This window comes from Phenylobacterium sp. Root700, from assembly GCF_001429025.1.
GTDB lineage: Bacteria > Pseudomonadota > Alphaproteobacteria > Caulobacterales > Caulobacteraceae > Phenylobacterium.
The window spans coordinates 1-26,833 of sequence record NZ_LMHT01000005.1 but is presented as its reverse complement, the minus strand read 5'-3'; the positions used below and the strand labels follow the sequence as shown (position 1 = coordinate 26,833).

The 26,833-nt window shown below is 67.7% G+C and carries 30 protein-coding genes and 1 pseudogene; 18 read left to right on the top strand and 13 right to left on the bottom strand.

Translation table 11 applies throughout. From position 1 onward, the window contains the following. The first annotated feature begins 43 nt into the window (after positions 1 to 43). Positions 44 to 832 (top strand): SDR family oxidoreductase, encoded by a 789-nt coding sequence (locus ASE02_RS01650; protein WP_056730521.1) that lies wholly within the window; start codon positions 44 to 46, stop codon positions 830 to 832. 9 nt (positions 833 to 841) lie between these two features. Here the strand turns inward: ASE02_RS01650 and ASE02_RS01645 are convergent, their stop codons facing one another. From ASE02_RS01645 to ASE02_RS01630, 4 genes are all read right to left on the bottom strand, one after another. Next, positions 842 to 1,138, bottom strand: coding sequence for a UBP-type zinc finger domain-containing protein (locus tag ASE02_RS01645; protein ID WP_056730519.1), 297 nt, complete (start codon positions 1,136 to 1,138; stop codon positions 842 to 844). Further along, positions 1,135 to 2,013 carry a hypothetical protein gene (locus ASE02_RS01640; protein WP_056730516.1) on the bottom strand — a complete coding sequence of 293 codons (879 nt, stop codon included), beginning with the start codon at positions 2,011 to 2,013 and terminating at the stop codon, positions 1,135 to 1,137. The genes ASE02_RS01645 and ASE02_RS01640 overlap by 4 nt, the downstream gene beginning before the upstream one ends. Before the next feature lie 66 nt (positions 2,014 to 2,079). Further along, the gene (locus ASE02_RS01635) at positions 2,080 to 3,165 is read right to left on the bottom strand and encodes an acyl-CoA dehydrogenase family protein (RefSeq protein WP_056730514.1); all 1,086 of its coding nucleotides are present in this window, start codon (positions 3,163 to 3,165) and stop codon (positions 2,080 to 2,082) included. A gap of 1 nt (position 3,166) precedes the next feature. After that, positions 3,167 to 4,360, bottom strand: a complete 1,194-nt coding sequence (locus ASE02_RS01630) for an acyl-CoA dehydrogenase family protein (protein ID WP_056730513.1) — start codon at positions 4,358 to 4,360, stop codon at positions 3,167 to 3,169. 641 nt (positions 4,361 to 5,001) lie between these two features. Here ASE02_RS01630 and ASE02_RS22795 point away from each other — a divergent pair. The 13 genes and pseudogenes from ASE02_RS22795 to ASE02_RS01570 all read left to right on the top strand — a co-directional run. Next, positions 5,002 to 6,024: pseudogene (locus tag ASE02_RS22795) on the top strand (HAMP domain-containing protein); the annotation flags it as partial. Positions 6,025 to 6,038: 14 nt separating this feature from the next. Then, positions 6,039 to 6,834 (top strand): methyl-accepting chemotaxis protein (locus ASE02_RS22790; protein WP_369818507.1); only part of this gene is annotated, 796 nt, incomplete at its 5' end. Positions 6,835 to 6,869: 35 nt separating this feature from the next. Further along, positions 6,870 to 7,151 (top strand): STAS domain-containing protein, encoded by a 282-nt coding sequence (locus ASE02_RS01620; protein ID WP_056730509.1) that lies wholly within the window; start codon positions 6,870 to 6,872, stop codon positions 7,149 to 7,151. A gap of 10 nt (positions 7,152 to 7,161) precedes the next feature. Further along, entirely contained in the window at positions 7,162 to 7,527 is a 366-nt protein-coding gene (locus tag ASE02_RS01615) for a response regulator (protein WP_056017186.1), read from the top strand. Between the two features lie 25 nt (positions 7,528 to 7,552). Next, positions 7,553 to 9,856 carry a chemotaxis protein CheA gene (locus tag ASE02_RS01610; protein ID WP_056730507.1) on the top strand — a complete coding sequence of 768 codons (2,304 nt, stop codon included), beginning with the start codon at positions 7,553 to 7,555 and terminating at the stop codon, positions 9,854 to 9,856. Positions 9,857 to 9,858: 2 nt separating this feature from the next. Then, the gene (locus ASE02_RS01605; RefSeq protein ID WP_056730505.1) at positions 9,859 to 10,326 is read left to right on the top strand and encodes a chemotaxis protein CheW; all 468 of its coding nucleotides are present in this window, start codon (positions 9,859 to 9,861) and stop codon (positions 10,324 to 10,326) included. Continuing rightward, positions 10,323 to 11,204, top strand: coding sequence for a protein-glutamate O-methyltransferase CheR (locus ASE02_RS01600; protein WP_056730503.1), 882 nt, complete (start codon positions 10,323 to 10,325; stop codon positions 11,202 to 11,204). Before ASE02_RS01605 ends, ASE02_RS01600 begins: the two co-directional genes overlap by 4 nt. Further along, positions 11,201 to 12,235: a chemotaxis response regulator protein-glutamate methylesterase gene (locus ASE02_RS01595; protein ID WP_056730501.1), complete on the top strand. Its 1,035-nt coding sequence runs from the start codon at positions 11,201 to 11,203 to the stop codon at positions 12,233 to 12,235. The genes ASE02_RS01600 and ASE02_RS01595 overlap by 4 nt, the downstream gene beginning before the upstream one ends. After that, complete coding sequence (locus ASE02_RS01590; RefSeq protein WP_056730499.1) at positions 12,235 to 12,624, top strand: response regulator; 390 nt, start codon at positions 12,235 to 12,237, stop codon at positions 12,622 to 12,624. Before ASE02_RS01595 ends, ASE02_RS01590 begins: the two co-directional genes overlap by 1 nt. Next, the gene (locus tag ASE02_RS01585; protein ID WP_056730497.1) at positions 12,621 to 13,181 is read left to right on the top strand and encodes a chemotaxis protein CheD; all 561 of its coding nucleotides are present in this window, start codon (positions 12,621 to 12,623) and stop codon (positions 13,179 to 13,181) included. Before ASE02_RS01590 ends, ASE02_RS01585 begins: the two co-directional genes overlap by 4 nt. Beyond that, positions 13,181 to 13,549, top strand: coding sequence for a hypothetical protein (locus ASE02_RS01580; protein ID WP_056730495.1), 369 nt, complete (start codon positions 13,181 to 13,183; stop codon positions 13,547 to 13,549). The genes ASE02_RS01585 and ASE02_RS01580 overlap by 1 nt, the downstream gene beginning before the upstream one ends. Before the next feature lie 14 nt (positions 13,550 to 13,563). Beyond that, on the top strand, positions 13,564 to 14,160 hold the full coding sequence (locus ASE02_RS01575) for a response regulator (protein WP_056730493.1): 597 nt from the start codon (positions 13,564 to 13,566) through the stop codon (positions 14,158 to 14,160). After that, positions 14,157 to 14,606 (top strand): hypothetical protein, encoded by a 450-nt coding sequence (locus tag ASE02_RS01570; protein WP_056730492.1) that lies wholly within the window; start codon positions 14,157 to 14,159, stop codon positions 14,604 to 14,606. The genes ASE02_RS01575 and ASE02_RS01570 overlap by 4 nt, the downstream gene beginning before the upstream one ends. Before the next feature lie 3 nt (positions 14,607 to 14,609). Here ASE02_RS01570 and ASE02_RS01565 read toward each other — a convergent pair whose 3' ends face one another. The 4 genes from ASE02_RS01565 to ASE02_RS01550 all read right to left on the bottom strand — a co-directional run bounded on the left by ASE02_RS01565 (position 14,610) and on the right by ASE02_RS01550 (position 17,665). Next, positions 14,610 to 15,089, bottom strand: coding sequence for a hypothetical protein (locus ASE02_RS01565; RefSeq protein ID WP_056730490.1), 480 nt, complete (start codon positions 15,087 to 15,089; stop codon positions 14,610 to 14,612). Next, on the bottom strand, positions 15,086 to 15,637 hold the full coding sequence (locus ASE02_RS01560; RefSeq protein WP_162257124.1) for a response regulator: 552 nt from the start codon (positions 15,635 to 15,637) through the stop codon (positions 15,086 to 15,088). Before ASE02_RS01560 ends, ASE02_RS01565 begins: the two co-directional genes overlap by 4 nt. 123 nt (positions 15,638 to 15,760) lie before the next feature. Continuing rightward, positions 15,761 to 17,263 (bottom strand): CehA/McbA family metallohydrolase, encoded by a 1,503-nt coding sequence (locus ASE02_RS01555; RefSeq protein ID WP_082601817.1) that lies wholly within the window; start codon positions 17,261 to 17,263, stop codon positions 15,761 to 15,763. A gap of 51 nt (positions 17,264 to 17,314) precedes the next feature. Next, positions 17,315 to 17,665 (bottom strand): darcynin family protein, encoded by a 351-nt coding sequence (locus tag ASE02_RS01550; RefSeq protein ID WP_056730486.1) that lies wholly within the window; start codon positions 17,663 to 17,665, stop codon positions 17,315 to 17,317. A 90-nt stretch (positions 17,666 to 17,755) separates the two neighbouring features. Between ASE02_RS01550 and ASE02_RS01545 the strand changes: the two genes are divergently transcribed. Both ASE02_RS01545 and ASE02_RS01540 read left to right on the top strand, forming a co-directional pair. Continuing rightward, complete coding sequence (locus ASE02_RS01545; RefSeq protein WP_056730484.1) at positions 17,756 to 18,373, top strand: TetR/AcrR family transcriptional regulator; 618 nt, start codon at positions 17,756 to 17,758, stop codon at positions 18,371 to 18,373. 146 nt (positions 18,374 to 18,519) lie between these two features. Then, entirely contained in the window at positions 18,520 to 19,647 is a 1,128-nt protein-coding gene (locus ASE02_RS01540) for a zinc-binding dehydrogenase (RefSeq protein ID WP_056730482.1), read from the top strand. Between the two features lie 202 nt (positions 19,648 to 19,849). On the opposite strand, the gene ASE02_RS01535 is transcribed toward ASE02_RS01540, so the two are convergent. From ASE02_RS01535 to ASE02_RS01515, 5 genes are all read right to left on the bottom strand, one after another. Further along, complete coding sequence (locus ASE02_RS01535) at positions 19,850 to 20,989, bottom strand: thiolase (protein WP_056730480.1); 1,140 nt, start codon at positions 20,987 to 20,989, stop codon at positions 19,850 to 19,852. A gap of 10 nt (positions 20,990 to 20,999) precedes the next feature. Then, complete coding sequence (locus ASE02_RS01530; RefSeq protein ID WP_056730478.1) at positions 21,000 to 21,404, bottom strand: Zn-ribbon domain-containing OB-fold protein; 405 nt, start codon at positions 21,402 to 21,404, stop codon at positions 21,000 to 21,002. A 262-nt stretch (positions 21,405 to 21,666) separates the two neighbouring features. Continuing rightward, a complete protein-coding gene (locus ASE02_RS01525) occupies positions 21,667 to 22,083 on the bottom strand; it encodes a hypothetical protein (RefSeq protein ID WP_156405875.1) in 417 nt (138 codons plus the stop codon). Further along, a complete protein-coding gene (locus ASE02_RS01520) occupies positions 22,080 to 23,099 on the bottom strand; it encodes a phosphotransferase family protein (RefSeq protein ID WP_056730635.1) in 1,020 nt (339 codons plus the stop codon). The genes ASE02_RS01525 and ASE02_RS01520 overlap by 4 nt, the downstream gene beginning before the upstream one ends. A 5-nt stretch (positions 23,100 to 23,104) precedes the next feature. After that, on the bottom strand, positions 23,105 to 24,385 hold the full coding sequence (locus tag ASE02_RS01515) for a cytochrome P450 (RefSeq protein ID WP_056730474.1): 1,281 nt from the start codon (positions 24,383 to 24,385) through the stop codon (positions 23,105 to 23,107). Between the two features lie 176 nt (positions 24,386 to 24,561). On the opposite strand from ASE02_RS01515, the gene ASE02_RS01510 reads away from it, so the two are divergent. After that, complete coding sequence (locus ASE02_RS01510; RefSeq protein ID WP_056730472.1) at positions 24,562 to 25,647, top strand: hypothetical protein; 1,086 nt, start codon at positions 24,562 to 24,564, stop codon at positions 25,645 to 25,647. 146 nt (positions 25,648 to 25,793) lie between these two features. Continuing rightward, the gene (locus ASE02_RS01505; RefSeq protein ID WP_056730471.1) at positions 25,794 to 26,675 is read left to right on the top strand and encodes an alpha/beta fold hydrolase; all 882 of its coding nucleotides are present in this window, start codon (positions 25,794 to 25,796) and stop codon (positions 26,673 to 26,675) included. The last annotated feature ends 158 nt before the right edge of the window (positions 26,676 to 26,833 follow it).

Below are 26,833 nucleotides of genomic sequence, written 5' to 3'. Positions count from 1 at the left end.
GCTCATCATGAGCATTGGGTCCACTAGAGAAGAAAGCATCACGATGGCCAAGAAGCCTTCCGTCCTCATCACCGGCGCCTCCAGCGGTATTGGCGCCACCTATGCCGACCGCTTCGCGCGGCGTGGTCACGACCTTGTACTGGTGGCTCGCGACGGCGCGCGGATGGAGGCCATGGCCGCCGATCTGCGCCGAGAGACCGGCGTGACGATCGACATCTTGCCCGCCGACCTCACCAAGCACGACCAACTTGCCGCCGTTGAGGCGCGCCTGCGCGACGACGCCGGGATCGGGATCTTGGTCAACAACGCCGGGGCCAGCCTGGGTGGGCGCTTTGTGGATCAGGTCACGGAAGACGTGGCGCAGCTCGTCGCTCTGAACACCACCGCGGTTCTGCGGCTCGCCAGCGCGGTCGCTCCGCGTCTGGCGAACGCTGGCGAGGGCGCGATCATCAACATCGGCTCGGTCGTCGGCCTGGCGCCGGAACTGGGCCTGAGCGTCTACGGGGCGACCAAGGCCTTTGTGCTGTTTCTGTCCCAAGGCCTGAGCCTCGAGCTGGGTCCCAAGGGTGTCTACGTCCAGGCGGTGCTTCCCTCGGCGACCCGCACGGAAATCTGGGAGCGTTCCGGCGCTGATGTAAACGCGCTGAGCGCGGTCATGGAAGTCGGCGAACTCGTCGACGCCGCCCTGGTCGGCTTTGACCGCCGCGAACCGGTGACGATCCCGCCGCTTCCCGATGCCGCCGACTGGGATGCCTATCAGAGCGCTCGACGGGCGATGCTGCCCGGCTTTGCTCAGGTCCATGCGGCCGAGCGCTATCGGACGGGGGCCTAGCAGGCTGACCTAATACCGCCACCCGGCAGGATGCGGAGTCGTATCGCCTTCGAGGTCCAGCATCACCTCGTCGACATAGCACCAGCCCCAGCCGTCCGGCGGGTCGTAGGCTTCGATCAGCGGGTGGCCGGTGGTCTTGAAGTGTTGGGTCGCGTGGCGGTTGGGGGAGTCGTCGCAGCAGCCGACATGGCCGCAAGCGCGGCAGAGCCGCAGGTGCACCCAGCCCGAACCGATCTTCAGGCACTCTCCGCAGCCGTCGGCGGACGGGGTCACCGCCTTCAGGAACGCGCCGTGGGTGCAGGTCATCGAGCCAGCCAGGTGGCGAGATTGCGGACATAGCGTTCGGTCGACCAGCGGCCGCGCGGGTCGATCAGCATACGGTCGGAGGGCGGTTCGCTGACGAAGCTGGGGCAGCCGGCGCGCGGGTCCCAGTTGTAGTCGCAGAAGTGATGGAAGGTGGACTGGGCCACCGCCGCGCCCGCCCCGCCCGGCTCGCGCTCGAAGGCGACGGCGAGGTTGAATCGGACCCCGGTGGTCTGGCTGACGCCGGTGGCGATCACCCGCGCCGAGGGCTCGTCCGGCGGCGCGCCGACCGCGCCCTCGTGCGGATGAGCCGGCAGGAACGGCAGCACCCCGCCCGGCGCATCGGGATCGCGCAGCAGCGGATGCGGCGCGCCCTCGGCCCGGATGGTCTGGAAGTCGCCGTTCGAGCCTGAGTGGTAGTTCGGCCAGAGGATCGTGGCGGTCTCCACATCGTCGGGCCGCCAGCGGTCGGTGTCAGGCTCGGGGTTCGAGGAGTGGAAGTGATGGGCCTTGCCCACCGCGCCCAGGGCGCAGACGCAGCAGCCGAGATCCATGTGGTCGCGGGTGACCATCAGCCCGCCCCCCTCGGCCCGGAACCGGCCGATCGCCGCGCACTCCTCGGCGCTGAGGCCGTCACCCTGGTCCACCGCAAACAGCCAGAGCTGATCGAAATCGGTTTCGTCCATATTGGCCAGCACCGGGTCGGCGCCGTCATTGGCCGCGGCGCGGTCGCGGGCGACCACCTCGAACAGGGCCGCGCCGTCCTCGCCCCGTAGGCCGCGCAGATAGTCGGCCAGCAGCGAGAACCGCCCCGCATGCCAGTCGTCGGCCACCGGCGGGATCGTCGTCTGGATCAGGATGCGCTGAGGCGGCGCCATGGAACCTCCGATCAGAGGCCCAACGCTAATCCCATGACGTGCCGGCGCAAGACCCGGCGTGGGGTCTTAAGCCGTCAGCCCCTGGATCTGCGCCGCCAGGCGGCGGACCCGCTCTGGCCCGCCCAGCAATTGGCGGTTCAGTCCGATCCGCTTGAACCAGAAGTGCAGGCCCAGCAGGTCGGTGATCCCCATGCCGCCATGCACCTCGGTCGCGGTGCGGGCGATGAAGCGGCCGACCTCGGAGGTATGGGCCTTGGCGTGGGCGGCGGTCAGCGAGGCCTCGTCCGGGGCGTCGTCGAAGGCGTAGGCGGCGTACCAGACCAGCGAGCGGCAGGGCTCCAGCTCGGCGATCATCTCGGCGCACATGTGCTTGACCGCCTGGAACGAGCCGATGACGCGGCCGAACTGGCGCCGCTCCTTGGCGTAGTCGACGGCCTTGTCGATCATCACCTGGGCCGCGCCCAGGGTGTCGGCGGCCAGCAGGGTCCAGCCGGCGTCGCGCAGGGCGGCCAAGGCTCCGTCGCCCCCGTCCAGCGGCTCGGCCGGGGTGGCGGCGAAGACCACCTCGCCCAGCGGCCGGGTGAGGTCGATGCTGATCATGGCCGAACGGGTCAGCCCCGCCGCGTCGCCGCGCACCAGGTGCAGGCCGCCGGCCTGGTCGGCGACGATGAACAGGTCCGCGATCAGGGCGTCGGTGACGAACAGCGCCTTGCCGGTCAGCTTGCCGCCGGACGCGGTGACGCCCGCGCCGTCGCGCGCGCCGGCCACCTGCTCGGCGATGGCGACGCCGGCCACCACCTGGCCCGCGGCGATCTTCGGCAGCCACTCGCCCTGCTGAGCCTTCGAGCCCGCCAGCCGCAGGGCCAGGGGGGCCAGCACGCAGGCGCCCAGGAACGGCCCCGGGGCCACGGCGGCGCCCAGCGCCTCGGCGGCCAGGGCGGCGCCCAGCAGGCCAAGGCCCAGCCCGCCGTACTCCTCGGGGATGATGAGGCCGGTGAGGCCGAAATCGGCCAGGGCGGCGTAGACGTCTGCGCCCTTGTCAGCCGGGTCCCCGGCGAAGCGCCGCACGCGCTCCAGCCCGCTGACATCGGCCAGGGTGCGGGCCAGGCTTTCCTGCATCAGCCGCTGGTCGGGGGTGATCGAGAAATCCATGTCAGACGCTCGCAAGCTTGGGTTCGCGCGGCAGGGCCAGGCCTCGCTCGGCGATGATGTTCTTCTGGATCTGGGCGGTGCCCCCGCCGATGATCAGGCCAAGGTCGAACATGTAGTTCCACTGCCAGCTACCCTTGGCGCGCAGGTGCGGGCCGTCCTCGTAGAGCACGCCCAGCTCGCCCAGGGCGTCGATGGCCAGGGCGGCGATCTGGTGGTTCAGCTCGCAGCCCTGCAACTTGACCACCAGCCCGGCCATGCCGGCCGGCTCGCCGGTCATCGACGCGGTCAGCAGGCGTAGGCCGTTGAACTTCATGGCCATCACCCGGGCCTGCAGCTGCATCAGCCGGTCGCACATCACCGGGTTGTCGATCAGCCGCTCGCCGTCCACGCGCTCGGTCTTCATCAGCTCGATCAGGGAGTGCAGCCGCGCCTCGGTGGCGTTGGGGTCGCCCAGCATGCCGCGCTCATGCTTGAGCGTCGCATTCGCAACAAACCACCCCCGCCCCCGACCTCCAACCACCGCGCTCTGCGGCACCCGAACGTCGGTGAAGAACACCTCGTTGAACTCGGCCGATCCGGTCATGGTCTTCAGCGGCCGCACCTCGATCCCCGGCGTGGTCATCGGGAACAGGATGTAGGAAATCCCGTCATGCTTGGCGGCGTCAGGCTCGGTCCGCACCAGGCAGAAGATCATGTCGGCCTGGGCCGCGGTGCTGGTCCAAATTTTTGACCCCGAAATTATGAAGTCCTCGCCGTCCTCGACCGCCTTGGTCTGGAGCGAAGCCAGGTCCGATCCGGCGCCCGGTTCGGAATAGCCCTGGCACCAGACCACCTCGCCGCGCAGGGTCGGGCCGATCCAGCGGGTCTTCTGCTCCTCCGAGCCCACCTCCAGCAGGGTCGGGACCAGCATCGAGATCCCCTGGTTGGCGAAGCCGCGGGGCGCCCCAGCGCGAGTGAACTCCTCGGCGATGATCCGGGTCTTCAGGATGTCCGGCTCGGCGCCGTAGCCGCCATAGGCCTTGGGGATCGTCCGCGCCGCGTAGCCCTGCTCGATCAGCAGCCTCTGCCATTCCAGCGCCGCCTCGCGCGGCCGGCTCCCCGCAACGCCGCCGGCATAGTGGTCGCGATGAGCGGCGAGAAAGCCCCGCACCTCTTCGCGGAACGCCTCCATCTGCGGGGTGAGCTTCAGGTCCATGGTCGTTCTCCCGCCAGATCCTCGCGCCTAGGCGAACATCCCGGGACCTGGATCGCAAGTGTGACCCGGCGGAAGCCAAACCCTGACACCGCCAGGGCGCGTGTCATCGCCCTAATCTCAAATTGAACTCCGACTCAATGCGAAAAGAACGCCGTTACTCTACCCAGAACTGCGAGGCCGTGACGCGACGCCCGTCAAGGTTCACCCCTCCCCAAGGCGGCCCCTCCGCGTGCCAGATTGTCGCAGCATCGCTCTCAACCCCCGGCTTTTACAGAGGAAGTCGGCGATTTGACCGAACGCGGTAACCCTTTCTTCAAGGGACAGCCGTTAGCCAGAACACACGTGCTGGAAGGGGATTGGCCCAACGCAACCCTTAGGCGCCAAGTATTCGTCAAGTGAAATTTCGAAAACCTGGGGATCAGTTTGTTGGCGTTCGAAAATATTCGGATGAGTTCGCATCCGATAGGTCGACGCCGCAAACCATTCATACCAGCGTTACTTGACGTCGCGTCTGACCCGTCAGCCGCTCACCGCGCCCCGCCCCGTTCCGCAATCTCACGAACCGAGGAAGTCCTGTGCTGTTCGACAACTTGAAGATCTCCCGCAAACTCGCGCTCGGCTTCGCGGCCGTGACCCTGACGATGGCCGGGATGGGCGGCGCCATGCTGGTGAACCTGCGCGCGCTGGACGAGGCGCGGGTGGAGATCAAGGAAAGCAGCGAGACCCTTGTCACGCTCAATGAAGCCAAGTTCTACCTGACGCGGCAGGAGAACAGCTATCGCGGCTATCTGCTGTCCAAGAACGACTACTACCTGGAGCGCGTCGACAAGCACCGCGCGAACTTCAAGAAGCGCCTGGACGCCGCGCGCCCCCTGCTGACCGACTCCCCGGAGCTCGCCGCCAAGATCGACGTCGCCGCCCAGGGGGCAGACACCTGGTACGCCGACGTGGTGAAGGCCGGCGTCCGGCTCAGCGCCGATCCGGCCACCCAGCCGCAGGCCCTTGAAATGGTCGGCCCCGACGGCCTCGCCGACAAGGTCATCTCGCCGGTCGAGGACGCGATGGACGCGGTGGTGACCGCCGAGGTCGCCAAGATGGACGAGCTTCAGACCGTCCAGATCAACTCGACGCGGATGGCCTACGCCTCGCTGGCCGTGGGTCTAGCCCTGGCGGTGCTGATCGCCATCGGCCTGGGCTTCCTGCTCACCCGCATGATCGCGACCCCGGTGAACGCCATGACCGCGGCCATGCGCCGCCTGGCCCAAGGCGACTTCACCGCCATGATCCCGGCCATGGGCCGCAAGGACGAGGTCGGCCAGATGGCCGAAGCGGTCTCGGTCTTCAAGGACGCCGGGATCGAGAAGCTGCGCCTGGAGGGCCAAACCGCTGAACAGCGCAAGGCCGTCGAGGAAGAACGCGCCCGCAACGAAGCCGTCCGCGCCGCCACCGCCCAGGAACAGGCCGCCGTCGTCGGGGGCCTGGCCGAGGGCCTGGACAATCTGAGCCAGGGCGACCTGACCTATCGCATCACCCGCGACTTCCCCGCCGACTATGTGAAGCTGCAAAACGACTTCAACGCCGCCATGGGCCAGCTTCAGGACGCCATGACCGTGGTGGTCACCAATGTCGGCGGGATCCGCAACGGCGCCGGGGAAATCTCCACCNGCCGCCGACGACNCGAGCAGCAGGCCGCCAGCCTGGAAGAGACCGCCGCGGCGCTCGACCAGATCACCGCCACCGTCAACAAGACCGCCGGCGGGGCCAAGACCTGCGCCGAAGTGGTGCTCGCCGCCCGCGGCGACGCCCAGAAGAGCGGCGATGTCGTGCGTCAAGCCGTCGCGGCGATGAGCCAAATCGAACAATCGGCGCAACAAATCAGCCAGATCATCGGGGTGATCGACGAGATCGCCTTCCAGACCAACCTGCTGGCGCTGAACGCCGGGGTCGAGGCCGCGCGGGCCGGAGAAGCTGGCCGCGGCTTCGCGGTGGTCGCCTCCGAAGTCCGGGCCCTGGCCCAGCGCTCGGCCGAAGCTGCTAAGGAAATCAAGACCTTGATCTCCGCCTCGACCCAGCAGGTCGGCCAGGGCGTGCACCTGGTCGGCGAGACCGGCGAGGCCCTGCAACGCATCGTCGGGCGGGTCGCCGAGATCGACAGCCTGGTCGGGGAAATCGCCGCCAGCGCCCAGGAGCAGGCGACGGGCCTCGCCGAAGTCAACGGCGCTGTTAACCAAATGGATCAAGTCACGCAGCAGAATGCGGCCATGGTCGAAGAATCGACAGCCGCCAGCCATGCCCTCGCCAATGAAGCCGAGGCGCTCGCTGGATCAGTTGCGCGGTTCAAGATTGGTCAGGCGTACGTCGCCGCGTCTGGACGCCGTCCGGCCGCGACAACGACGCAGATCAGACGATCGAGCCGTGATGGTTCGGCGCTCCGCAGGCCGGAGCCCGAAGTTGACGGCTGGGAAGAATTCTAAGGCGCCGCAAGCCGCGGGGCCGATGGGGAGTGTCGATGTCTGAGCTTGCAGCACCCGCCGTGGTGAGTCTGTCGCCGGTCCTGGACCTGCAAGCGGCTGAGCCGCTGCGCGCTGAACTGATGGCCCTGCGGGGCCGGCCGCTGACGCTGGACGCCTCGCAGGTGACCCGTCTGGGCGGGCTGTGCCTGCAGGTTTTGATGTCGGCGCGAAAAATGTGGGCGGAGGACGGCCACAGCTTAACTGTGGATCAACCGTCTTCAGGCTTCTCAGAGCAATTGGCTGCATTCGGTGAACCCGAACTGCAATTCGGGGCCTAGGGGGACTCTCGTGAGCAAAACCGTTCTGACGATCGACGACAGCCGCACGATGCGGGAAATGCTGAACCACGCGCTGGTGCAGGCTGGATACACCGTGATCCAGGCCGTCGACGGCGTGGAGGGCCTGGAGGTCCTGCAGGCCAACGGCGCCGACGTCGTCATCACCGACATCAACATGCCCCGCCTGGACGGCTTTGGCGTGATCGAAGGCGTCCGCGCCAATCCCGATCACCGCGCCACGCCGATCCTGGTGCTCACCACCGAAAGCGATGCGGCCAAGAAGGAGCGGGCCCGCGCGGCCGGCGCCACCGGCTGGATCGTGAAGCCGTTCAATCCGGTCAAGCTGGTCGAAGCCGTCCGTCGAGTCGCCGCCTAACCCTTTCCCGACCCGGAGCGTCCAGTTGGATCCGTTCGAAAGCATCAAGCAGACCTTCTTCCAGGAGTGCGACGAGCTCCTGACCGACGCCGAGCAGGGTCTGCTGGCGATGGAGACGGGCGACGCTGACGACGAAACGATCAACGCCGTGTTCCGCGCCGTTCACTCGGTGAAGGGCGGCGCCGGCGCCTTCGGCCTCGAAAACCTGATCCGCTTCGCCCACGTCTTCGAAACGGTGATGGACGAGCTGCGCTCCGGGAAGATGGAGCTGACCGACGAGGTCGCCAAGACCTTGCTGCGGGCCTTCGACGTCCTGGCCGACCACGTGGCGGCGGCGCGCGACGGCGGCTCGGTCGACGAGGGGCGTTCGGCGGGCATGCTCTCCGAACTCAAGGGCCTGATCGGCGACGACCTCGCCGACGACGACGCCCTCGGCGGCGACGAGGACTTCGGCTTCGTGCCGATGGCCGTCACCATCGACGGCGACGACAGCCCTGCTCCGGCCTTCGACCTCGACCTGCCGGCCATGCCGGTGGAGCTGCACACCAGCCCGGCCGGCGCCTGGATCATCGAATTCGGCCCCCGGTCGGAGATGTACGCCAAGGCCAACGAGTCCGGCCTGGTGCTGCGCGAACTGGCCCGCCTGGGCGCGACGGACGTCACCCTGGACGACAGCGCCCTGCCGCCGCTGGACCAGCTGGCCGCCGAGACCTCCTACCTCACCTGGACGATCCGCCTGACCACCGAGGCCGGTGAAGCCGACATCCGCGAAGTCTTCGAGTTCGTCGAGGACGACTGCGCCATCACCATCACCCAGGAAGGCGGGGCCGGATCGCCGCCGGACCGCCCGCTGAGCGACGACGAGTTGGCCGCGGCCAGCGCCGACGCGCCGCTGGACATCGCCGCCCTGCTGGCCCGCATCCAGAGCGACGCCCCTGTCGCCGAAGCCGAGCCGGAACCCGTCGTCGCCGCCGCGCCCGACGATCTGGACGTCGCGGCGCTGATCGCCCGCGCCCAGTCGGAAACCGTCGCGCCCCCGGCCGCCGCCGCGCCGACACCGACGCCCGTGGCCAAGGCCGCCGCGCCGGCTCCGGCCAACACCGGCGCGCCCGCGCCCACCCCGCAAGCCACCATCCGCGTCGACCTCGACCGCGTCGACCGCCTGATCAACGCCGTCGGCGAGCTGGTCATCCAGCAAGCCATGCTGTCCCAGCGCGTGCTGGAGAGCGGCCTGGCGCGGTCGTCCAATGTCGTGCTCGGCCTCGAAGACCTCGAACTGCTGACCCGGGAGATCCAGGACAGCGTCATGGCCATCCGCGCCCAGCCGGTGAAGTCGGTGTTCCAGCGCATGCCGCGCCTGGTCCGCGAAGTCGCTGACATGACCGGCAAGCGCGTAAAGCTGCTGATGGAAGGCGAAGGCACCGAGGTCGACAAGACCGTCATCGAGCGCCTCACCGACCCGATCACCCACATGCTGCGCAACGCCATCGACCACGGGCTGGAGACGCCCGAGGGCCGCGTCGAGGCCGACAAGCCGGCCGAGGGCGTCGTGAAGCTGCGCGCGCTGCATCGTGGCGGCCGCATCGTCATCGAAATCCAAGACGACGGCCGCGGCATCAACCGCCCGCGCGTGCGCGGCATCGCCGTCGAAAAGGGCCTGATCACCGAGGATGCGGTGTTGTCGGACGAAGAGGTCGACAACCTGATCTTCCTGCCGGGCTTCTCGACCGCCGAGACCGTTTCCGACATCTCCGGCCGCGGCGTCGGCATGGACGTGGTTCGCCGCTCGATCCAGGGCCTGGGCGGCCGCATCTCGATCTCGTCGGAGCCCGGCAGGGGTTCGAAGTTCACGATGTCGCTGCCGCTGACCCTGGCGGTGCTGGACGGCATGGTGGTCACCGCCGCCGAACAAACCCTGGTCACGCCGCTGTCGGCGATCGTCGAAAGCCTGACGCCCCGCGCCGAAGACGTCCATTTCGTCGGCGGCAAGGACGCGGTGATCCGCATCCGCGACACCTTCGTGCCCCTGATCGACGTCGGCGTGGCGCTCGGCTTCCGCGAGACGCCGATGGAGCCCGGCCAAGGCGTCGCCGTCCTGGTGGAGAGCGAAGGCGGCGGCAAGGCCGCCCTGCTGGTCGACGCCATCCAGGGCCAGCGCCAGGTGGTCATCAAGAGCCTGGAAGCCAACTATCAGCAAATCGACGGCATCGCCGCGGCCACCATCCTGGGTGACGGCCGCGTCGCGCTCATCCTCGACGTCGATGCGCTCGTCACCACCCAGCATCGGCGCAAGCCGGCGCCGAGAAGCGAAAAGCGAATGGCCGGATGAGCATGCACGATCCCGTCACCCAATCGACCGGCGCGCGCCGCGAACTGATCGCCTTCCGCATCGCCGACCAGGAATTCTGCGTGGACATCATGCAGGTGCGTGAGATCCGCGGCTGGACCCCGGCCACGCCCCTGCCCCGCACCCCGTCCTACATGAAGGGCGTAATCAATCTGCGCGGCGCGGTGCTGCCGATCGTCGACCTGGGCGCGCGCCTGGGCCTGACCACCAGCGAGCCCAGCGCCCGCCACGTGATCATGGTGGTCAATGTCGGCGGCCGCACGCTCGGCCTGCTGGTCGAGGCGGTGAGCGACATCATCAACCTGAGCGACGACATGGTGCAGCCGACGCCCGACGTGGCCTGCGACACCGTGAAGATGTTCGTGAAGGGCCTGTTCGCCGTCGACGGACGCATGGTCAGCCTAATCTCGCTCGACCGGGTCCTGCCCGAAATGGAAGCCGAAGCGGCATGACCACAGCCGACACACGCTCCAAGTCCAACGGTACAGGGCTCGTCGAAGGCGAGTTCCTGTTCACCGAGGAAGACTTCAAGAAGATCGCCCAAATCCTGCACAGCCACGCCGGCATCGCGCTGGCCGAGGGCAAGGCGGCGCTGGTCTATTCGCGTCTGGCCAAGCGCCTGCGCTCGCTCGGCCTGCGCTCGTTCCGGGACTACTGCGCCCTGATCGAGGACAAGCAGGGGGTCGACGAACGCCAGACCATGATGGCGGCGCTGACCACCAACGTGACCCGCTATTTCCGCGAGCCGCACCACTTCGACCATCTGCGCGACGTGGTGATGCCCAAGCTGGTGGACCGCGCGCGCCGCGGCGGCCGGATCCGGCTGTGGTCGGCGGCCTGCTCCAACGGGCAAGAGCCTTACTCCATGGCCATCACCGTGCTGCAGGCTCTGCCGGAAGCGGCGAACCTGGACGTGAAGATCCTGGCCACCGACATCGACCCGAACATGGTCGCCGAGGGCCGCGCGGGCGTCTATCGCGAGGACGCGGTGACCCCGGTGCCGCTCGACCTGCGACGCAAGTGGTTCAGGAAGGCCGGCGACGGCGCCTGGGAAGTGGCCGACGAGCTGCGGACCCTGGTGTCGTTCCGCGAACTGAACCTGATCGGCGACTGGCCGATGAAGGGCAAGTTCGACGCCATCTTCTGCCGCAACGTGGTGATCTATTTCGACGAGCCGACCCAGGAACGCATCTGGAGCCGGTTCGCCCCGACCCTGGAGCCGGGCGGCACCCTCTATATCGGCCACTCCGAGCGGGTCACCGGGCCAGGCGCCAGCCTGTTCGAGACCACGGGCCTGACGACCTACGCCGTCGCGGGGGTCGTGCGATGACCGTCGGCGTCCTGGTTGTAGACGACAGCGCCACCATGCGCGGCCTGATCGGGGCGGCGCTGAAGCGCGACCCCGAGATCGAGGTCCTGGGCTTCGCCAACGATCCCATCGAAGCCCGCGAGCAGATCAAGAAGCTCAATCCCGACGTCGTCACGCTCGACATCGAGATGCCGAAGATGAACGGCCTGGAGTTCCTGGAAAAGATCATGCGCCTGCGGCCGACGCCGGTGGTGATGGTCTCGACCCTGACCCAGGCCGGCGCGGACGTGACCCTGCAGGCCTTGGAGCTGGGCGCCGTGGATTGCGTCGGCAAGCCGGTGGGCGGCGTCACCGCCCAAGACGCTTTCGCCGAGCTCACCGCCAAGGTGAAGGCCGCGGCCCGTGCAAGGGTGAAGCCCTATAACGGCCCCATCGTCCCGGTCGAACGCGCCCGCGACTACCGGGCCACCGACGGTGTCCTGGCGATCGGATCCTCGACCGGCGGGGTCGAGGCGCTGATGACCATCCTGTCGAACTTCCCCGACACCTGCCCGCCGACCGTGATCACCCAGCACATGCCGGCGACCTTCACCAAGAGCTTCGCCGCCCGCCTGGACAAGATCTCCGGCGCCCATGTGACCGAGGCTCAGGACGGCGACCGCCTGCAGGCCGGGCACATCTACATCGCGCCTGGCGGCGACGCGCACATGGAGGTCACCTCGTCCTCCCATCCGGTGATCCGGCTGCGCGCCGGCGAGCCGGTCAACGGCCACCGCCCCTCCGTCGACGTGCTGTTTGAGTCCGTCGCCAGGCTGAACCGTCCATCGGTCGGGGTCATCCTGACCGGCATGGGCCGGGACGGCGCGTCCGGCCTGTTGTCCATGAAGCAAGCCGGCGCACGCACCCTGGGCCAGGATGAATCGTCCTGCGTCGTCTACGGCATGCCCCGGGTCGCGTTCGAAATCGGCGCCGTCGAGAAGCAGGTCGGGCTCTCGAGGATGGGATCCGCAATCTTGAATCTCTGCGCCGCAGATACGCATAGGAACGCCTGATGCCTACCGCTCTCAGCATCAAAACCCTGATCGTCGACGATCAACAGACCATGCGTTCGCTGATCCGCACGAGCCTGCACGCCCTGGGCATCACCCAGACGCGCGAGGCGCCCGACGGCGAGGAAGCCCTGCGCGCCCTGGTTTCGGCGCCGTGCAACCTGGTGATCACCGACTTCAACATGCCCAAGCTGGACGGTCTTGGCCTGCTGCGCGCCATCCGCGCGCACGGCCCGACCTCCAAGACCGCGGTGATCATGCTGACCGGCCGCGCCGACCGCGAGCTGGTGCAGCGCGCCGTGCAGTTCGGGGTCAACAACTACCTGGTGAAACCCTTCACCACCCAGACCCTCAAAGAAAAAATCGAAGCGGTGTTCGGCCCCCTCACATGATCGTCGAAAACGTCTCTGGACGACCGGGCAAACGGATTCATGTGGTGCAAGGCGAGCATCATATTTCCGACGACCCCGAGGTCATGCTGACCACGATCCTCGGATCGTGCGTGGCGGTCTGCATGCGCGACGCCAAGACCGGCGTCGGCGGCATGAACCACTTCCTGCTGCCTGAAGGCCGGGCCGAGGGCCTGGACGAGGGACGGCGCTACGGCGCCTACGCCATGGAACTGCTGATCAACGAACTGCTGCGTTCGGGCGCGCGTCGCGACCGGCTGGAAGCAAAATTGTTCGGCGGCGCACGGATGTTCGGCGGGCTGTCGGATGTCGGGGCCTCGAACGCCGCCTTCGCCGAGAAATTCCTTCGCGACGAAGGCATTCCGGTGGTGGGATCGAGCCTTGGCGGACTGGCCGCGCGGCGTGTCCAGTACTGGCCGACCACCGGCCGCGCCCAACAAAGAACCGTCACTGATAACGCGGAGCTAACCCGTCTGCGCGATCCTGTGGTGCGGCCCCCTGCGCCGGTTCAGGACGAAGGGTCCGTGGAGCTGTTTTGATGAGCCGATCCGCCGCCGTTCAGACCCCCGAGGTCCTGTCCTCCATCGCCCAGGAACTGGAGCATGCAGGAGAGCTGTGCGACCGGCTGGAAACGCTGGTGACGCAACTCGTGCGCGCCAGCCGCGGCGAGCCGCTGGCCATCGCCCTGCACGAGGCCCAGACCCTCGACGTGCTGACCCAGCATCTCGCGGCCCTGGCCACCTTCACCCGCAAGCTCGCCCTTCAGGCGGAGTCGGGCGGCTATGATCTCTCCGACGCCGTCGCCAGCGTAACGCTTGGCGATCTCGCCAACCGCCTGGCCCGGGTCACGCGTGAAGGTCCGATGCGCGCCCAAGCCGCCGACGCCGGCGATCTGGATCTCTTCTAAGGGACCGCATCGACATGGCCCTGGACCCCAAGATCAGAATCAATCTGGACCGTTCCAGGGTCTTGCTCGTCGACGACAATCCGCAGGCGCTCGAGGCCTTGAACTCGATGTTCCGCGGGTTCGGGGTTCGCAAGCAGTTCAAGTGCGGCTCCGGGGCCGAGGCGATGCACGTCGTCAAGACCCAGGAAGTCGACCTGATCGTCATCGACAGCTCCATGCCCGACATGGACGGCTACGACTTCGTGCAATGGCTGCGCCGCGAGGCGCCGGATGTGTCGAAGTTCACGCCGGTGATCATGCTGGCCGGCCACGCCGCCCGCAGCATGGTCGAGAAAAGCCGCGATTCCGGCGCCAACTTCGTGGTCTCCAAGCCCTTCACCCCGGAAATCCTGCTGCAGCGGGTATTCTGGGTGGCCAAGGACGAACGCCAGATGGTCGTCGCCCAGGGCTATGTCGGCCCCGACCGCCGCTTCAAGAACATGGGCCCGCCGCTGGGGATCAAGGGACGTCGGAAAGACGACCTCTCAGCCAATGTCGGCGCGGCCACCGCCCCAAATCTCGATCAGTCTGACATCGACATGCTGATGAAACCCTCGAAGGTGCAGCTGTGAGCGAAGCCGAATTCGTCAAGGTGAAGTACCGCCTCTCCGAGCAGGTCGCCCAGCCGGGCGGCATGACCGCGGGCCTGGCCAGCGACCGCGCCCAGCGCGAACTGGCCGCCCACGCCGGCGACGCGATGAAGTCCCTCGGCCACATGATCGGCCGGCTGGAAGTCATGTGCCGCGAAAAGACCGCGGCGCTGGACACCGTCTATGAGGAAGGCTCGACCATCCTCGACATCGCCGGGGTGTTCAACAAGCGCGTGCTTTGCGACGCCTGCTACAGCCTCTGCGAACTGGTCGACCGTCAGCGCACGCACAATCGCGCCGACTGGGCCTCGATCGGCGTGCACGTCAACGCCATGCGCATGCTGTGGAGCAAGGACGACGCCGACCCCGCGACGATGAAGTCCGTGGTCGACGGCCTCTGGGCGATCACCGACCGCCTCAATCCCTGAGCGTCAGGCCCCGCTGGGCCGCGCGTAGCGCTGGCTGACCTTGCGCAGGCCGGCCAGGATCGCCTGGGTGCCGGCCGCGTCGGCCGCGCCCTCGGTGTGCAGCAACAGGCGCAGGGCGCGCAGGTGGACGGCCACGGCGTTGGCGTCCCACCGCTGCTGGCCCTTCAGATAATCGAGCAGATCCGACAGGCTGATCAGGGCGGTGTCCATCGACGCCAGGCCGCAGACGCTCGGCACCCCGATCGGCTTGGAGACCACCCCGTAGAGTTCGGCCAACAGGTCCGCATCGAAGGCGTCGCTGGCCCGCGCGGCGCAGGCCTCGGCGGCCTCCAGCACCGTCTTCAGTTCGCCCAGGCAGTCCGTCTTCAGGCTCTCCAGCCCGGCCCCGGCCCGCTGCACGGCCTCGGCGACCGGCAGACCGCCCGGCGTGCGCAGCAGTTTCGCCAGCCGGACCGGCGGGGTGTGGATTTTGACTGAGCTCATAGTTCCACCCGTCGCGTCTTCATCAGGCTGTCGATGACTTCCTGATCCATGTTGGGGGTTTCGGCCTGGCCGATGTCGCCATGCAAATCGTCGCGGCGGCGCCCGACCATGCCGGAGGGAACGCCCTCGTTCTTGAAGCGCCGGTCGGGGCCCATATAGGTGTCGCACTCGACGAACCGGCGCCCTTCCCTGGCGATCCAGAGGATGCGCTCCAGGACGGCGATGGGCGTCAGCGGCTTGGCCATCACGAAATGCGCCCCGCAATCGCGGGCCCGGGCCACGGCGTTGCTCGGCGTATGGCCGGCGGTCAGCAGCACCGGGACATAGCAATTGGGTTCGATGCGGCTGCCGCGCAGCCACTCGACGAAATCGTACCCGGCGCCGCTCGCCCCCAGGGCGTCGCAGATGATCAGGTCCACCTCGACCTTGCCGATGGCGTCCTTGGCCTCTTCGACCTTTTCGCAGCGATGCAGGGTCTTGGCGCCGAACCCGGTCAGGATCTGGACCAGGATGCTCATGCCCATGGGGGATTCTTCGAGCAACAGCACCGAAGCGCGCTCGAGATTGAAACGGGCGCGAGATTCCGGATTTAGCCCCATGCTCTTCCCGACGACGTCACGACGCCAAACCCTACCCCCAACAGGGTTAATAAGAGTTTCCGGGCGCGGGCCTCAGGGCCTCAGATAGATCGGGTTGCCCAGCAGGACGAGCTTGCCCTGCAACGAGCGCACATCCACCCGCAGCCAGCGGCGCGCGCCGTCGGCGGCGAACTCGAACACCAGCGTCTGGTCGGCGGCGGTCAGCTTCGGATCGGCCAATGTCGCCAGCTTCGCGCCATCGCCGGCCAGCGAGATCGAGCCGCCCGCCACCCCGACCACCCTGACCTCGACACGGACCTTGGTCCCGGCCGCCGCGGGCAACTCATCGCCCATCTGCGCCGTCGTGCCGTCAGCGCTGGCGCGGACCTCCAGGATCCGGTCGCGCGTCCCGGCGACGTCGAGGAAAACGTGGCCCTGGCCGATCGCCTTCAGGATCGCGGCCTGGCTCAGCTCGCCCGCCCGCACCACGGTCGTGGGCATCCCGATGGCCGGCGCCTTGGCGGGATCAAGCGTGGCGTCGTGATTGTCCGATCCGCCGATAGCGGTGATCCGGAGCCCCTCGTTCAGCCGCGCCTCCCAAAAGCCGATCCCGGAGAGCGGCCCCTCGACCTGCCCGCCGTTGATCGCCTCGATGGCCGCGATCCCGGCGTAGTCGGTGTCCGGCGCGGTCCAGCCGCAGCCCATGCAAAACTCGCCGGACGGCAGGCCAGGGTGATTGATCGCGATCATCCCGCCGCTCGCCTCGACCTCTTTCAGGATGTCGGCCAGCCTGGGCGCGTGCGCGCTCCCCAGCTGGAAGTCGACGAAGGCCGTTGGGCCAAACAGATTGGCGTGACCGTGGAAGGTGGTGATCTCGCGCCCCGGAATGATCAGCAGATCGTCGAAATAGGGCGCCAGCTCGCGCAGCGCCCCGAACTGCGAGGTGGCGTTGTGGTCGGTGACCGACACGAAATCGAGCCCCCGCGCGCTCGCCGCCTCCAGGGTCTTGTAGGTCGGGCACGGGACCTTGGCGCCCTTGCGCGACAGGCACGATCCGTCGCTGTGGCCGGTGTGTATGTGCAGGTCGCCGCGCCACCAGCGCTCGCCGGTGGCCAGCGGTTGATCGCCAAAACCCGCGAACGGCGCGCCCTTGCGGTCGAACCAGATCTTGGCGGTGTAGGCGGGCCGGCTGTCCTTGCGGATGTTCGGCGCGCCCAGCACCAGCTTCCAGACGCCCGGCTTCAATGGCCCGGCCAAATAGGATGGCGTGGCGTCGGATTCCGCCAGGGTGAAGCTGCTCTTGTTACCGCCGCTCCAGCCGCGAAACCGCTCGGGATCGCGCAGGCCCAGATCGATCACCGAGCGCTGCTCGCGGCCGGTATAGGCGAACTCGACCGTGACCCGCTCGACCCCGGCCGGCAGCTTGAACGGGAGCTCCGTATAGGTCTCGTGCGCGGCGCCGGTGAGCGTTCCCGTCAAGATCACGTCCGGGGCGCGGGCCGGCGCGGCGTGCGCCGGCGCGATCCCGAAGAGGAGTGCGACCAGGGCGATGAGCACCGCCCCGGCGCGCAGACCTTGGTGGAGGGTCCTGACCATCAGAGGCTGTATAGCACGGCCAAGCTCGGGCCGAGCCGTCCCCTCAGCGGATCAAGCGATACGATCCTGGTCGTAGTGGTCGGCATAGGCGTCTTCGACAGCCGGCACGATCTCGACAATTTGGAAGTAATGATCCCAGAACAGGGTCTCGCGCAGTTCCTCGACGATGGCGCGATAGGCGCTCTGATCGGAAGTCTCCCACATCATCACGTCGGTGCAGCGGGCGGTGTAGAACTCGGCGTCGAAGTAGCGCAGCCGCACCTGAGGCCGGGCGGCCAGCAGCGGCCGCACATGGGCGTCGAAGAAGGCGAACCGCGCTTTGGGCGGCAAGGCCAACCAGGCCGGCGTCGTCTTGATCAACATGAAGACGGTGATGTTCTGCGAGGGGGCGGGCTCAGACATGTCGGATCTCTGGAAACGCGGCCGCCATTGACCGCGCGCCAAATGTGAGCTTTTCATCGGATTAGACCTACTCGCATCCGGAGGCGTCGCATGCCGCCCGCGCTCAGCCCAAGAAAACGCCCGCGTCAGCAGCGATCGACGGCCACGGTCGACGCCATTCTCGACGGCGCTGCTCACATTCTTGAGAGCCATGGCCTGGAGGGATTCAACACCAACGCCGTGGCGGTTCGCGCCGGGGTCAGCGTCGGATCGCTCTACCAGTACTTCCCCGGCAAGGACGCCGTGATGGCCGCCCTGATACGCCGTGACGCGCGGGACTTCCTGAGCCTGACCCAGGATGCGGCGGCGAACGACGGCGCCTGGACGGCCGCGCTGGAGCGGCTGGTCGACGTGGCGGTGGCCCACCAGCTGGACAGTCCGACCCTGGCCCGCATCCTGGATTTCGAGGAAGCGCGCCTGCCGCTGGACCCCGAGACGAGCCAGGCCGAGGACGCCATGCAAAGGCTGATCGCCGAGATTCTGCGGCGCGCGCCCGGCGCCCAGCCCGCCGCCTGCGCCGAGGCGGCCGCCGACCTGCTGCACATCGCCCGCGCCTTGATCGACGCCGAAGGCCGCAACCCGGCGCCCGACCGCGCAGGCCTGAAACGCCGGGTGCTGCGCGCCGCGTTCGGCTATCTCGCGCAGCCCCCACCGATCGAACATCGCTAGACTAAGGATAGATCGCGCGGCGAAATGCTGCGGGCCATGCTGCGCAGCACGAGGTACATAATACGACCGATCGTGCGTTTTCCCATTGCCGGGGCCGCGCCTCGCCCCTACTTGCCAACCACAATCAATCAGGACGGGAGACGACTATGGGAACGAGCCTGCAACTGCGCTCACAGGTGAAGTCGAGCGGCGAACTGGAACTCTCGCTGGTTCCCGTGCCGATCCCCGAGCCGGCGGCCGACGAGATCGTCGTGCGGATCGAAGCTGCGCCGATCAACCCCTCCGACCTTGGCCTGCTGCTCGGCCCGGCCGATGTCTCGGGCGCCAAGGTGACCGGTTCAGGCGCCGAAGCGGTCCTCACCGCGCCGATCCCGCCGCAATTCATGCGCGCCATGGCCGGCCGTCTGGACGACTCGATGCCGGTCGGCAACGAAGGCGCCGGCGTGGTGATCGCGGCCGGCGCTTCTCCCGAAGCCCAGGCCCTGCTGGGCAAGACCGTCGCCATCCTCGGCGGCGCCACCTACGCCCAGCACCGCAGCGTCAAGGCCGCCGACGCCCTGCTGCTGCCCGACGACGCCACCCCGGCCGACGGCGCCTCGTGCTTCGTCAATCCGCTGACCGCGCTCAGCATGGTCGAGGTCATGCGCCGTGAAGGCCACACCGCCCTGATCCACACCGCAGCGGCCTCGAACCTCGGCCAGATGCTGAACAAGATCTGCATCAAGGACGGCGTAGCCCTGGTCAACATCGTCCGCAGCCAGGAGCAGGCCGACCTGCTGGCTGGCATCGGCGCGAAGTATGTGGTCGATTCCACCGCCCCCGACTTCATCGAAGCCCTGACCAACGCCATCGACGAGACCGGCGCGACGCTGGCCTTCGACGCCATCGGCGGCGGCAAGCTGGCCTCGCAGATCCTCTCGGCCATGGAAGTCGCGGCCAACCGCAAGGCCACCGTCTACAGCCGCTACGGCTCCTCGACCTACAAGCAGGTCTACATCTATGGCGGCCTGGACACCCGGCCGACCGAACTGGCCCGCAACTTCGGCCTGTCCTGGGGCGTCAACGGCTGGCTGCTCACGCCCTTCCTGGTGAAGATCGGCGCCGACGCCGCCAAGCTGCGCGCCCGCGTCGCGGCCGAACTGAAGACCACCTTCGCCAGCCACTACACCGCCGAGATCTCGCTGGCCGAGGCGCTGCAGCCGGACATCATCGCCGCCTACAACAAGCGCGCGACCGGCGAGAAGTACCTGATCAACCCGAACAAGGGCGTCTAGGGCGCAGAAAAAATGCTGCACCCACGCCTTGCAGCATAGGTGCAGCATAAACTGCGGTAAGTCGCTGTTTTAGAATAGCTCTCCCCTCCAGATCGTCATCACCGGGCGCTTGTCCCGGTGATCCATAAACGCCGACGCGGGTGTCTATGGATGGCCGACACAAGCGGTCGGCCATGACGACGTGTGGAGGGGCGGCGCTAGGTCACTTCTCGTTCGAGAAGATCACCGTCCCGGACGCGGCGAACATGCCGCCGACGCCGTGGCAGACGCTGATCTTCGCGCCTTCCACCTGGGCCGGCGCGATGCCGCGCATCTGACGCACGCTCTCCTGCAGGGCGTACATGCCGTACATCCCCGAGTGCATGTAGGAGAGCCCGCCGCCGTTGGTGTTCATCGGCAGCTTGCCGCCGATGGCGGTGTTGCGTTCGCGCACGAAGTCCTTGGCCTCGCCGGGCTTCACGAAGCCCAGGTCTTCCAGGCCGTAGAGCGGCAGGTGGGCGAAGGCGTCGTAGATCATCAGGTGATCGACGTCGGAGTGCTTGATGCCCGCCTCGTCGAAGGCCTTCTTGCCCGAGACGCGGAACGCCTTGGACGAGGTGAAGTCCTCCATCTGGCTCACCATCGGGGTCTCGACGCTCTCGCCCGTGCCCAGCACGTAGACCGGCTTGCTCGGGAAGTCCTTGGCCCGGTCGGCGCTGGTCAGGATCAGCGCGCCGCCGCCGTCGGTGACCAGGCAGCACATCAGCATCCGGAACGGCCAGGCGATCATCGGCGAGTTCAGGACGTCGTCGACGCTGATCGGATCCTTGAAGCTGGACCGGGGGTTCTTGGCCGCCCACTCGCGCTGCACCACCGCGACCGTGGCCAGGTCTTCCTCGGTCACGCCGTAGGTCTTCATGTAGCGAAGCACCGGGATCGTGAACATGGTCGGCGGCGAGGTGACGCCGAACGGCATTTCGAACTGACCCATCAGGCTGGACGGCGCGCGGCCCCAGCCGGCGGCGCCGACTCTGCTGCGCCCCGATTCCCCGTGGGTGATCAGGACGGTCTTGCAGAGCCCCTCATTGATCGCCGCGGCGGCGTGGCGCACGTGCAGCATGAACGAGCAGCCGCCGACGCTGGTGCCGTCGGCATAGGTCGGCGTGATGCCCAGATAGTGCGCCAGCTCCACCGGGCTGATCCCGGCGCAGGCCACGCCGTCGATATCCGAGGGATTGAGGCCGGCGTCCTTCATGGCGTTGAGCGCGGCGTCGGCATGCAGGCCGATCACGGACACGTCCGGAATCTTGCCCATCTTCGTGGTTTCCGCGGCCCCGACGACCGCGACTGAATTCTGCTTCATGGATCTCGCCTCAGCCCTTCGCCGGTTGGAACAGCGGCAGCGAAATCGTGTCGCTCACCTTCTCGAAAACAACCTCGAGCGGCATGTCGAGGACCAGGGCCTCGGGGGTCTGCGGGCAGCCCACGATGTTGGTCATCATCCGCGGACCTTCCTCCAGTTGCACGACGGCGATCGAGTGCGGTTCGGTCCCCATGTCGGGGCGCGGGCGGTGGTTGATCACATAGGAGTACAGGGTGGCGCGGCCGCTGGCCTTGAACACCTCGACGTCGCGCGAGCCGGTCTTCGGGCAGAACGGACGCGGCGGGAAATAGGCCTCGCCGGTGGCCTTGTTGCGTTGCAGGAGCAGCTCGCCGTTGCGGGCCCCGTCCCAGAAATGCTGGGTCTCCGGCGTGGGTTCGGGCAATATTCTCGCCATCTGAAAAATCGTCCCCAATCAAAAAATACGAGTTTGCAATTGGCCCGCTGAAACCAGCGGGCGGCGCAGCAAACCCGACCGGGACGCGCTTGTCGACGGCTTACGTTGAGGCAAGCGGATTGAAAGGTCCCCACCTCGTCATCCTTCGGGCTCGCGAAGCGAGATCCGGGGGACCCAAGCTGAGTTGTCGAACTTGCCAGGCAGCTTGGGTCCCCCGGATCGTCTTGCAGACGACCGGAGGATGACGACAGTGGGAGCGGGCCTAAACCGGCGAGGCCGCCATCTTGCGACGCTCGGTCGAGGCCACCAGTTCGGCCCAGATGTCGGCCTCAAGCGCCGCGCCCTTGGCCTCGGCGGCGGCGTGCAGGGTGATCAGCGCCGCGCGCAGGGCGTCGTTGCCGGCCTGTAGCGACGAGATCCGCAGGTCGGCGTCGTCGCCGGCCGCCAGCGCGGCGAAGTCCAACCCGACCTCGCCAGCCCTAGCCAACAAGGCCCGCACGGCGCGGTTCTCCTCGACCAGCCGCGCGGCGGTCCCATCCCAGACCTCGGCGGCCATGCTGAGCAGCAGCGCCGATAGTCCCAGCGAACTGGCCCGGTCGGCCGGGTGGACGTCGGGCATGGTGTTGCGAATGGCCAGACCGGCGATCTCGGCCAGCACGGCGGGTACGGAGGGGGTCATAGGCGTCCCATCACGATCAGAGCGGCGCGGTCCTGGGCGTTCAGCAGCGCCCAGGGCGGATAGACCATGATCGGCTCGCGGTTGCCGCCGTCGAGCCAGGCCCGAGCCGAGGACACCCAGATCGCCTGGCCCTTCACGCAGTTGAACAATTCCCACCAATGCAGGGCGGCGGGATCGGCCTTAAGGCCGCTGGCCCGCTCCCAGATGGCGATGGCCTGCTCGCGCGGCAGCAGCCCGCCAGCCATGCCGGCGCCGAACGACCAGACCGGATTGAAGCTCCAGCCGAGATCTTCCAGCGGATCGCCCAGATGGGCCATCTCCCAGTCGAGGATGCCGTGGATGCCGCCCACCTCGTCATAGAGGAAGTTGCCGGTCCGGTAGTCGCCGTGCACCACACCGACCTTCTGGGCCGGCGGCGGCGGATTGGCCCGCAGCCAGCGGATGGCGGCCCGGATGATCGGCAGGGGTTCGGACTCGTCTTCGTCCAGCACGCCCTCCCAGTAAGAGAGCTCGCGATCCCAGCAGGCGTCGGCGGCGACGGCGGGCATCACCTCGGTCAGGCCGATGGCGGCGGGATCGGCCTTGGCGATCTCGGCCAGGATCGTCCACTTGCGTTCGCCCAGCTTCGCCAGGGTCTCGACATAGGGCGGGCCGAACAACAGCTGCGGCGAGGCCTGGAAGCCGGCGATCTCCTCGGCGATGAAGAACGGGTGGTCGAGGACGGCGTCCTCTTCCTCCAGCCACAGCATCTCGGGCACCGGCACGGCGCTGCCGCGGAAGGCGCGATAGGCCTCGAACTCGATCCGCCGCTCGGTGTCGATCAGCGAGGCGGGCGGATCGCGCCGCAGGATCAGCTTGCGCTCCTGGCGCGCGCCGTCCTGCGTCCACAGCAGCCGGAAACGATAGGTCTCACGCGACGCGCCGCCGGAAATCCGGGACAGATCCTCGACCGCGATGTCGGACGCATGGGGCATTCGGGCGGCGATATAGGTCGCCAGTCGGGGTTCCAACGCCATGCTGGTCAATGCATCTCGAAGCGGATGGGCAGGGTCTTGGGACCGCTGACGAAGGTGGCCTGGCTGTTCTTGGGCTGGCCGTTCAATTCCAGCGACTTGATGCGCGGCAGCAGTTCCTCCCAGAGGATCCGCATCTCCATCTTGGCCAGATGCTGGCCCAGGCACAGGTGCGCGCCGTAGCCGAACGCCAGGTGCTTGTTGGGCTTGCGGTCGATCTGGAAGGCGGCGGGATCATCGAACACCGCCTCGTCGCGATTGCCCGAGGCGTAGCAGAGCATCATCCAATCGTCCTTGGCCAGGCTGCGCCCGGCGAAATCCGTCGCCTCGGTGGCGGTCCGCATGAAGGTCTTCACCGGCGTGATCCAGCGGATCGATTCGTCCACCAGGCCAGGGATCAGCGAGGGATCGGCCTTCACCTTGGCCAGTTGCTCGGGGTTCTCGGCCAGGCCCCAGATGGCGCCGGCGGTGGACGAGGAGGTGGTGTCGTGGCCGGCGGTGGCGACGATCATGTAGTAGCTCATCGCCTCCAACTCGGAGATCGGCTGGCCGTCGATTTGCGAATTGGCGATCACCGTCGCCAGATCGTCGGTCGGATTGGCCCGGCGGTCGGCCGAGAGCTTGGCGAAATAGGCGTAGAAGTCGGCGACCACGCCCTCCGACAGCAGCTTGGTCAGGTCGGCCTCGCGGTCGCTCTTGCGGCCGAGCTCCGGGTCGGTGGCGCCGAACAGCTCCTGGGTCAGGGTGAGCATCCGCTGCTCGTCGGCCTCGGGCACGCCGAGGATCTCCATGATCACGTGCAGCGGGTAGTGCAGCGCCACCTGGCTGATGAAGTCACACTCGCCGCCGGTCGCCGCCATCTTGTCCACCGCCTTGCGGGCGATGCCCCGGATGCGGTCCTCCAGGCCCTTGATGTTGGGCGGCATGAACCAGGCCTGGGTCAGGGCGCGGTATTTCGGATGATCGGGTGCGTCCATCTGCACCAGGCTGCGGACCAGATGCGGGCTGCCGCCCATCATCGCGCGCACGGCCGTATCGGCGGCCTTGTTGGTGATCACGGTGGAGCGATCGCCGCTGTGGAACAGGGCGTTCTGGCGGCTAATCTCCAGGATGTCGGCATGTTTGGTCGCCACCCAGAACGGGTCGAACCCCTCGACCTCGGCCAATCCGAAGGGGTTGGCGCCGCGCAACCAGGCATAGGTTTCGTGAATTCGCCCATCCGCATAGGCGGTAGGGTCGACCAGGTTGCGCGCGTGGTCGTCGGGTATGCGAACGCCGATGCTGCTCATGGTGCGCCGAGCTCTTCGTCTTTACGTCCCGTAACCTTACGTGGCGTCAGCGAAAAGCATCCTCCCTTGTTTTGTTTTCTTGCTTCACTTGATACTGCCTCAATAGGCGGCGTCGCAATACCGTCGACGGATTGCGACAAGATCGCGCGCCAATTCAACGTCTGGGAGGACGCCTCATGCTGACCAAGGCCGACGATTTTCCGATCCACCAGACACCGGAGCCGATCGCCTACGCCGGCACGGACCGGAACTTCTACGATCGCTATTTCTTCAACGGCTATGCGCCTGACGGCAGTGAGTTCTTCGCCGCCGCCTTCGGGGTCTACCCCCAGCTCAACATCGCCGACGCCCATTTCTCGGTGATCCGCGACGGGGTGCAATACTGCCTGCACGCCAGCCGCATCCTGAACATGGAGCGCATGGACCTGACCTGCGGCCCGATCCGCATCGAGGTGCTGGAGCCGCTGCAGAAACTGAAAGTCGTGATCGAGCCATCCAACGGGTTCGCCGCCGAACTGATCTTCGAGGGTCGCGCCTTCCCGATCGAGGAGCCGCGCTTCATGCGCCGGATCGGCCCGCGCGCCTTCATGGACTATACCCGCCTGACCCAGAACGCCCGCATCACCGGCTGGATCGAGATCGACGGCCAGCGCCGCGACCTTCAGGCCGGCACGGTGGGCAGCCGCGACCGCTCCTGGGGCATTCGCCCGATCGGCGCGCCCGATCCCCAGCCGCCGGTCCCGATGACGCTTGGCGGGTTCTTCTGGCAGTGGACGCCGCTGAACTTCGTGGATCGCAGCGTCTTCTTCCACATCAACGCCGATCCTGAGGGCCGCGCCTGGAACACCCGCGCGGTGATCGCGCCGGACGGCTCGGGCCCCGAGGCCCACTACGAGACCGAGGCCGCGGTGATGGGGGACGTCAATCTCATCGCCGGAACCCGCCATGCGCGCGGCGGGACGCTGAACGTGCCGTTGGCGCAAGGCAGCGCCAGCATCACCTTCGAACCCTTCCTGACCTTCCTGATGCGCGGCATCGGCTATGGCGCGCCGACCTGGCGGCACGGAGGCTACAAGGGCGAACTGGTGGTCGAGCGCGAGGACATCGACCTGGCCGCCGTCGACATGGCCAGCCCGGAGAACGTCCACATCCAGGCCCTTTCGCGGGTGACGCTCTCCACCCCCGGCGAGGCGGTGCAAACCGGTATGGGGGTGTTCGAACAGCTCATCGCCGGGCCGTACCGGCCGTATGGGTTGGGATAGGGGCGCCCGCCCCGCTAGACTCGTCATCCCCGGCTGAAACGCCGGGGATCCATAAACACCAAACTCACCAAATAGCCGCGAACCGCGGGGTCTATGGATGGCTGGGTCAAGCCCGGCCATGACGATCTGAAGAAGGCGCCGACCACATGATCACCGACCGTACCTGGACCAGCGCCGACGGCCTGGCCCTGTTCGCCCGCGACCACGCCCCAGCCTCGGGGCCGGCGAAACTGCCGGTGATCTGCATCCATGGCCTGACGCGGAATTCCCGCGACTTCGAAGTCCTCGCCCCGCTGATCGCCGCCCAGGGCCGGCGGGTGCTGAGCATCGACGTGCGCGGACGCGGCAATTCAGGCCGCGACCCCAATCCCGCCAACTACAACCCGGCGGTCTACGCCGCCGACGTCATCGCCCTGATGGCCCAGTCGGGCATCGGCCGCGCCCACTTCGTCGGCACCTCGATGGGAGGGCTGATCACCATGACGCTCTGCGCCATGCGGCCGGACCTGATCGCCGGCGCGGTGCTGAACGACATTGGGCCGGAGGTCGGGGCGGCCGGCATCGCCCGCATCGCCAGCTATGTCGGCGGTGCGCCGGCGGTCTCCAGCTGGGCGCAGGCGACGGCCTACGCCAAGGCGATCAACGGCGAGGCCCTGCCCCACCTGACCGACGCCGACTGGGAACGCTTCGCCCGCCGGGTGTTCCGCGACGATCACGGGGTCTTCTCGCTCGACTACGATCCGGCGATTTCCCAAGCCTTCAAGACCGCCGCGCCGGCCAGCGACGGCGCCCCGGCCGCGGGCGTCCCCGACCTCTGGCCGCTGTTTGGCGCCCTGGCCAAGGACCGCCCGCTGTTGCTGGTGCGCGGCGAGACCTCCGACATCCTCGACGCCGACATCGCCGGCCGGATGAGCGCCGCGGCCCCGCACATGACCCGCGTCGAGATCCCGAACATGGGCCACGCGCCAACCTTGGAAGAACCGGAGGCCAAGGCCGCCATCGCGGCGTTCTTCGGGCAGGCGGCCTAGATCCTCCCCCGCTGGGGGAGGTGGCGCGCGCAGCGCGACGGAGGGGGCTTTCTGAAGGAGTCAAAGTCCCCCTCCGTCAGCCAAGCGGCTGACAGCTCCCCCAGCGGGCTACGGGATGCACGGAAGTGATTCCCCTTGCTGAGCTGAGCTGATTCAAC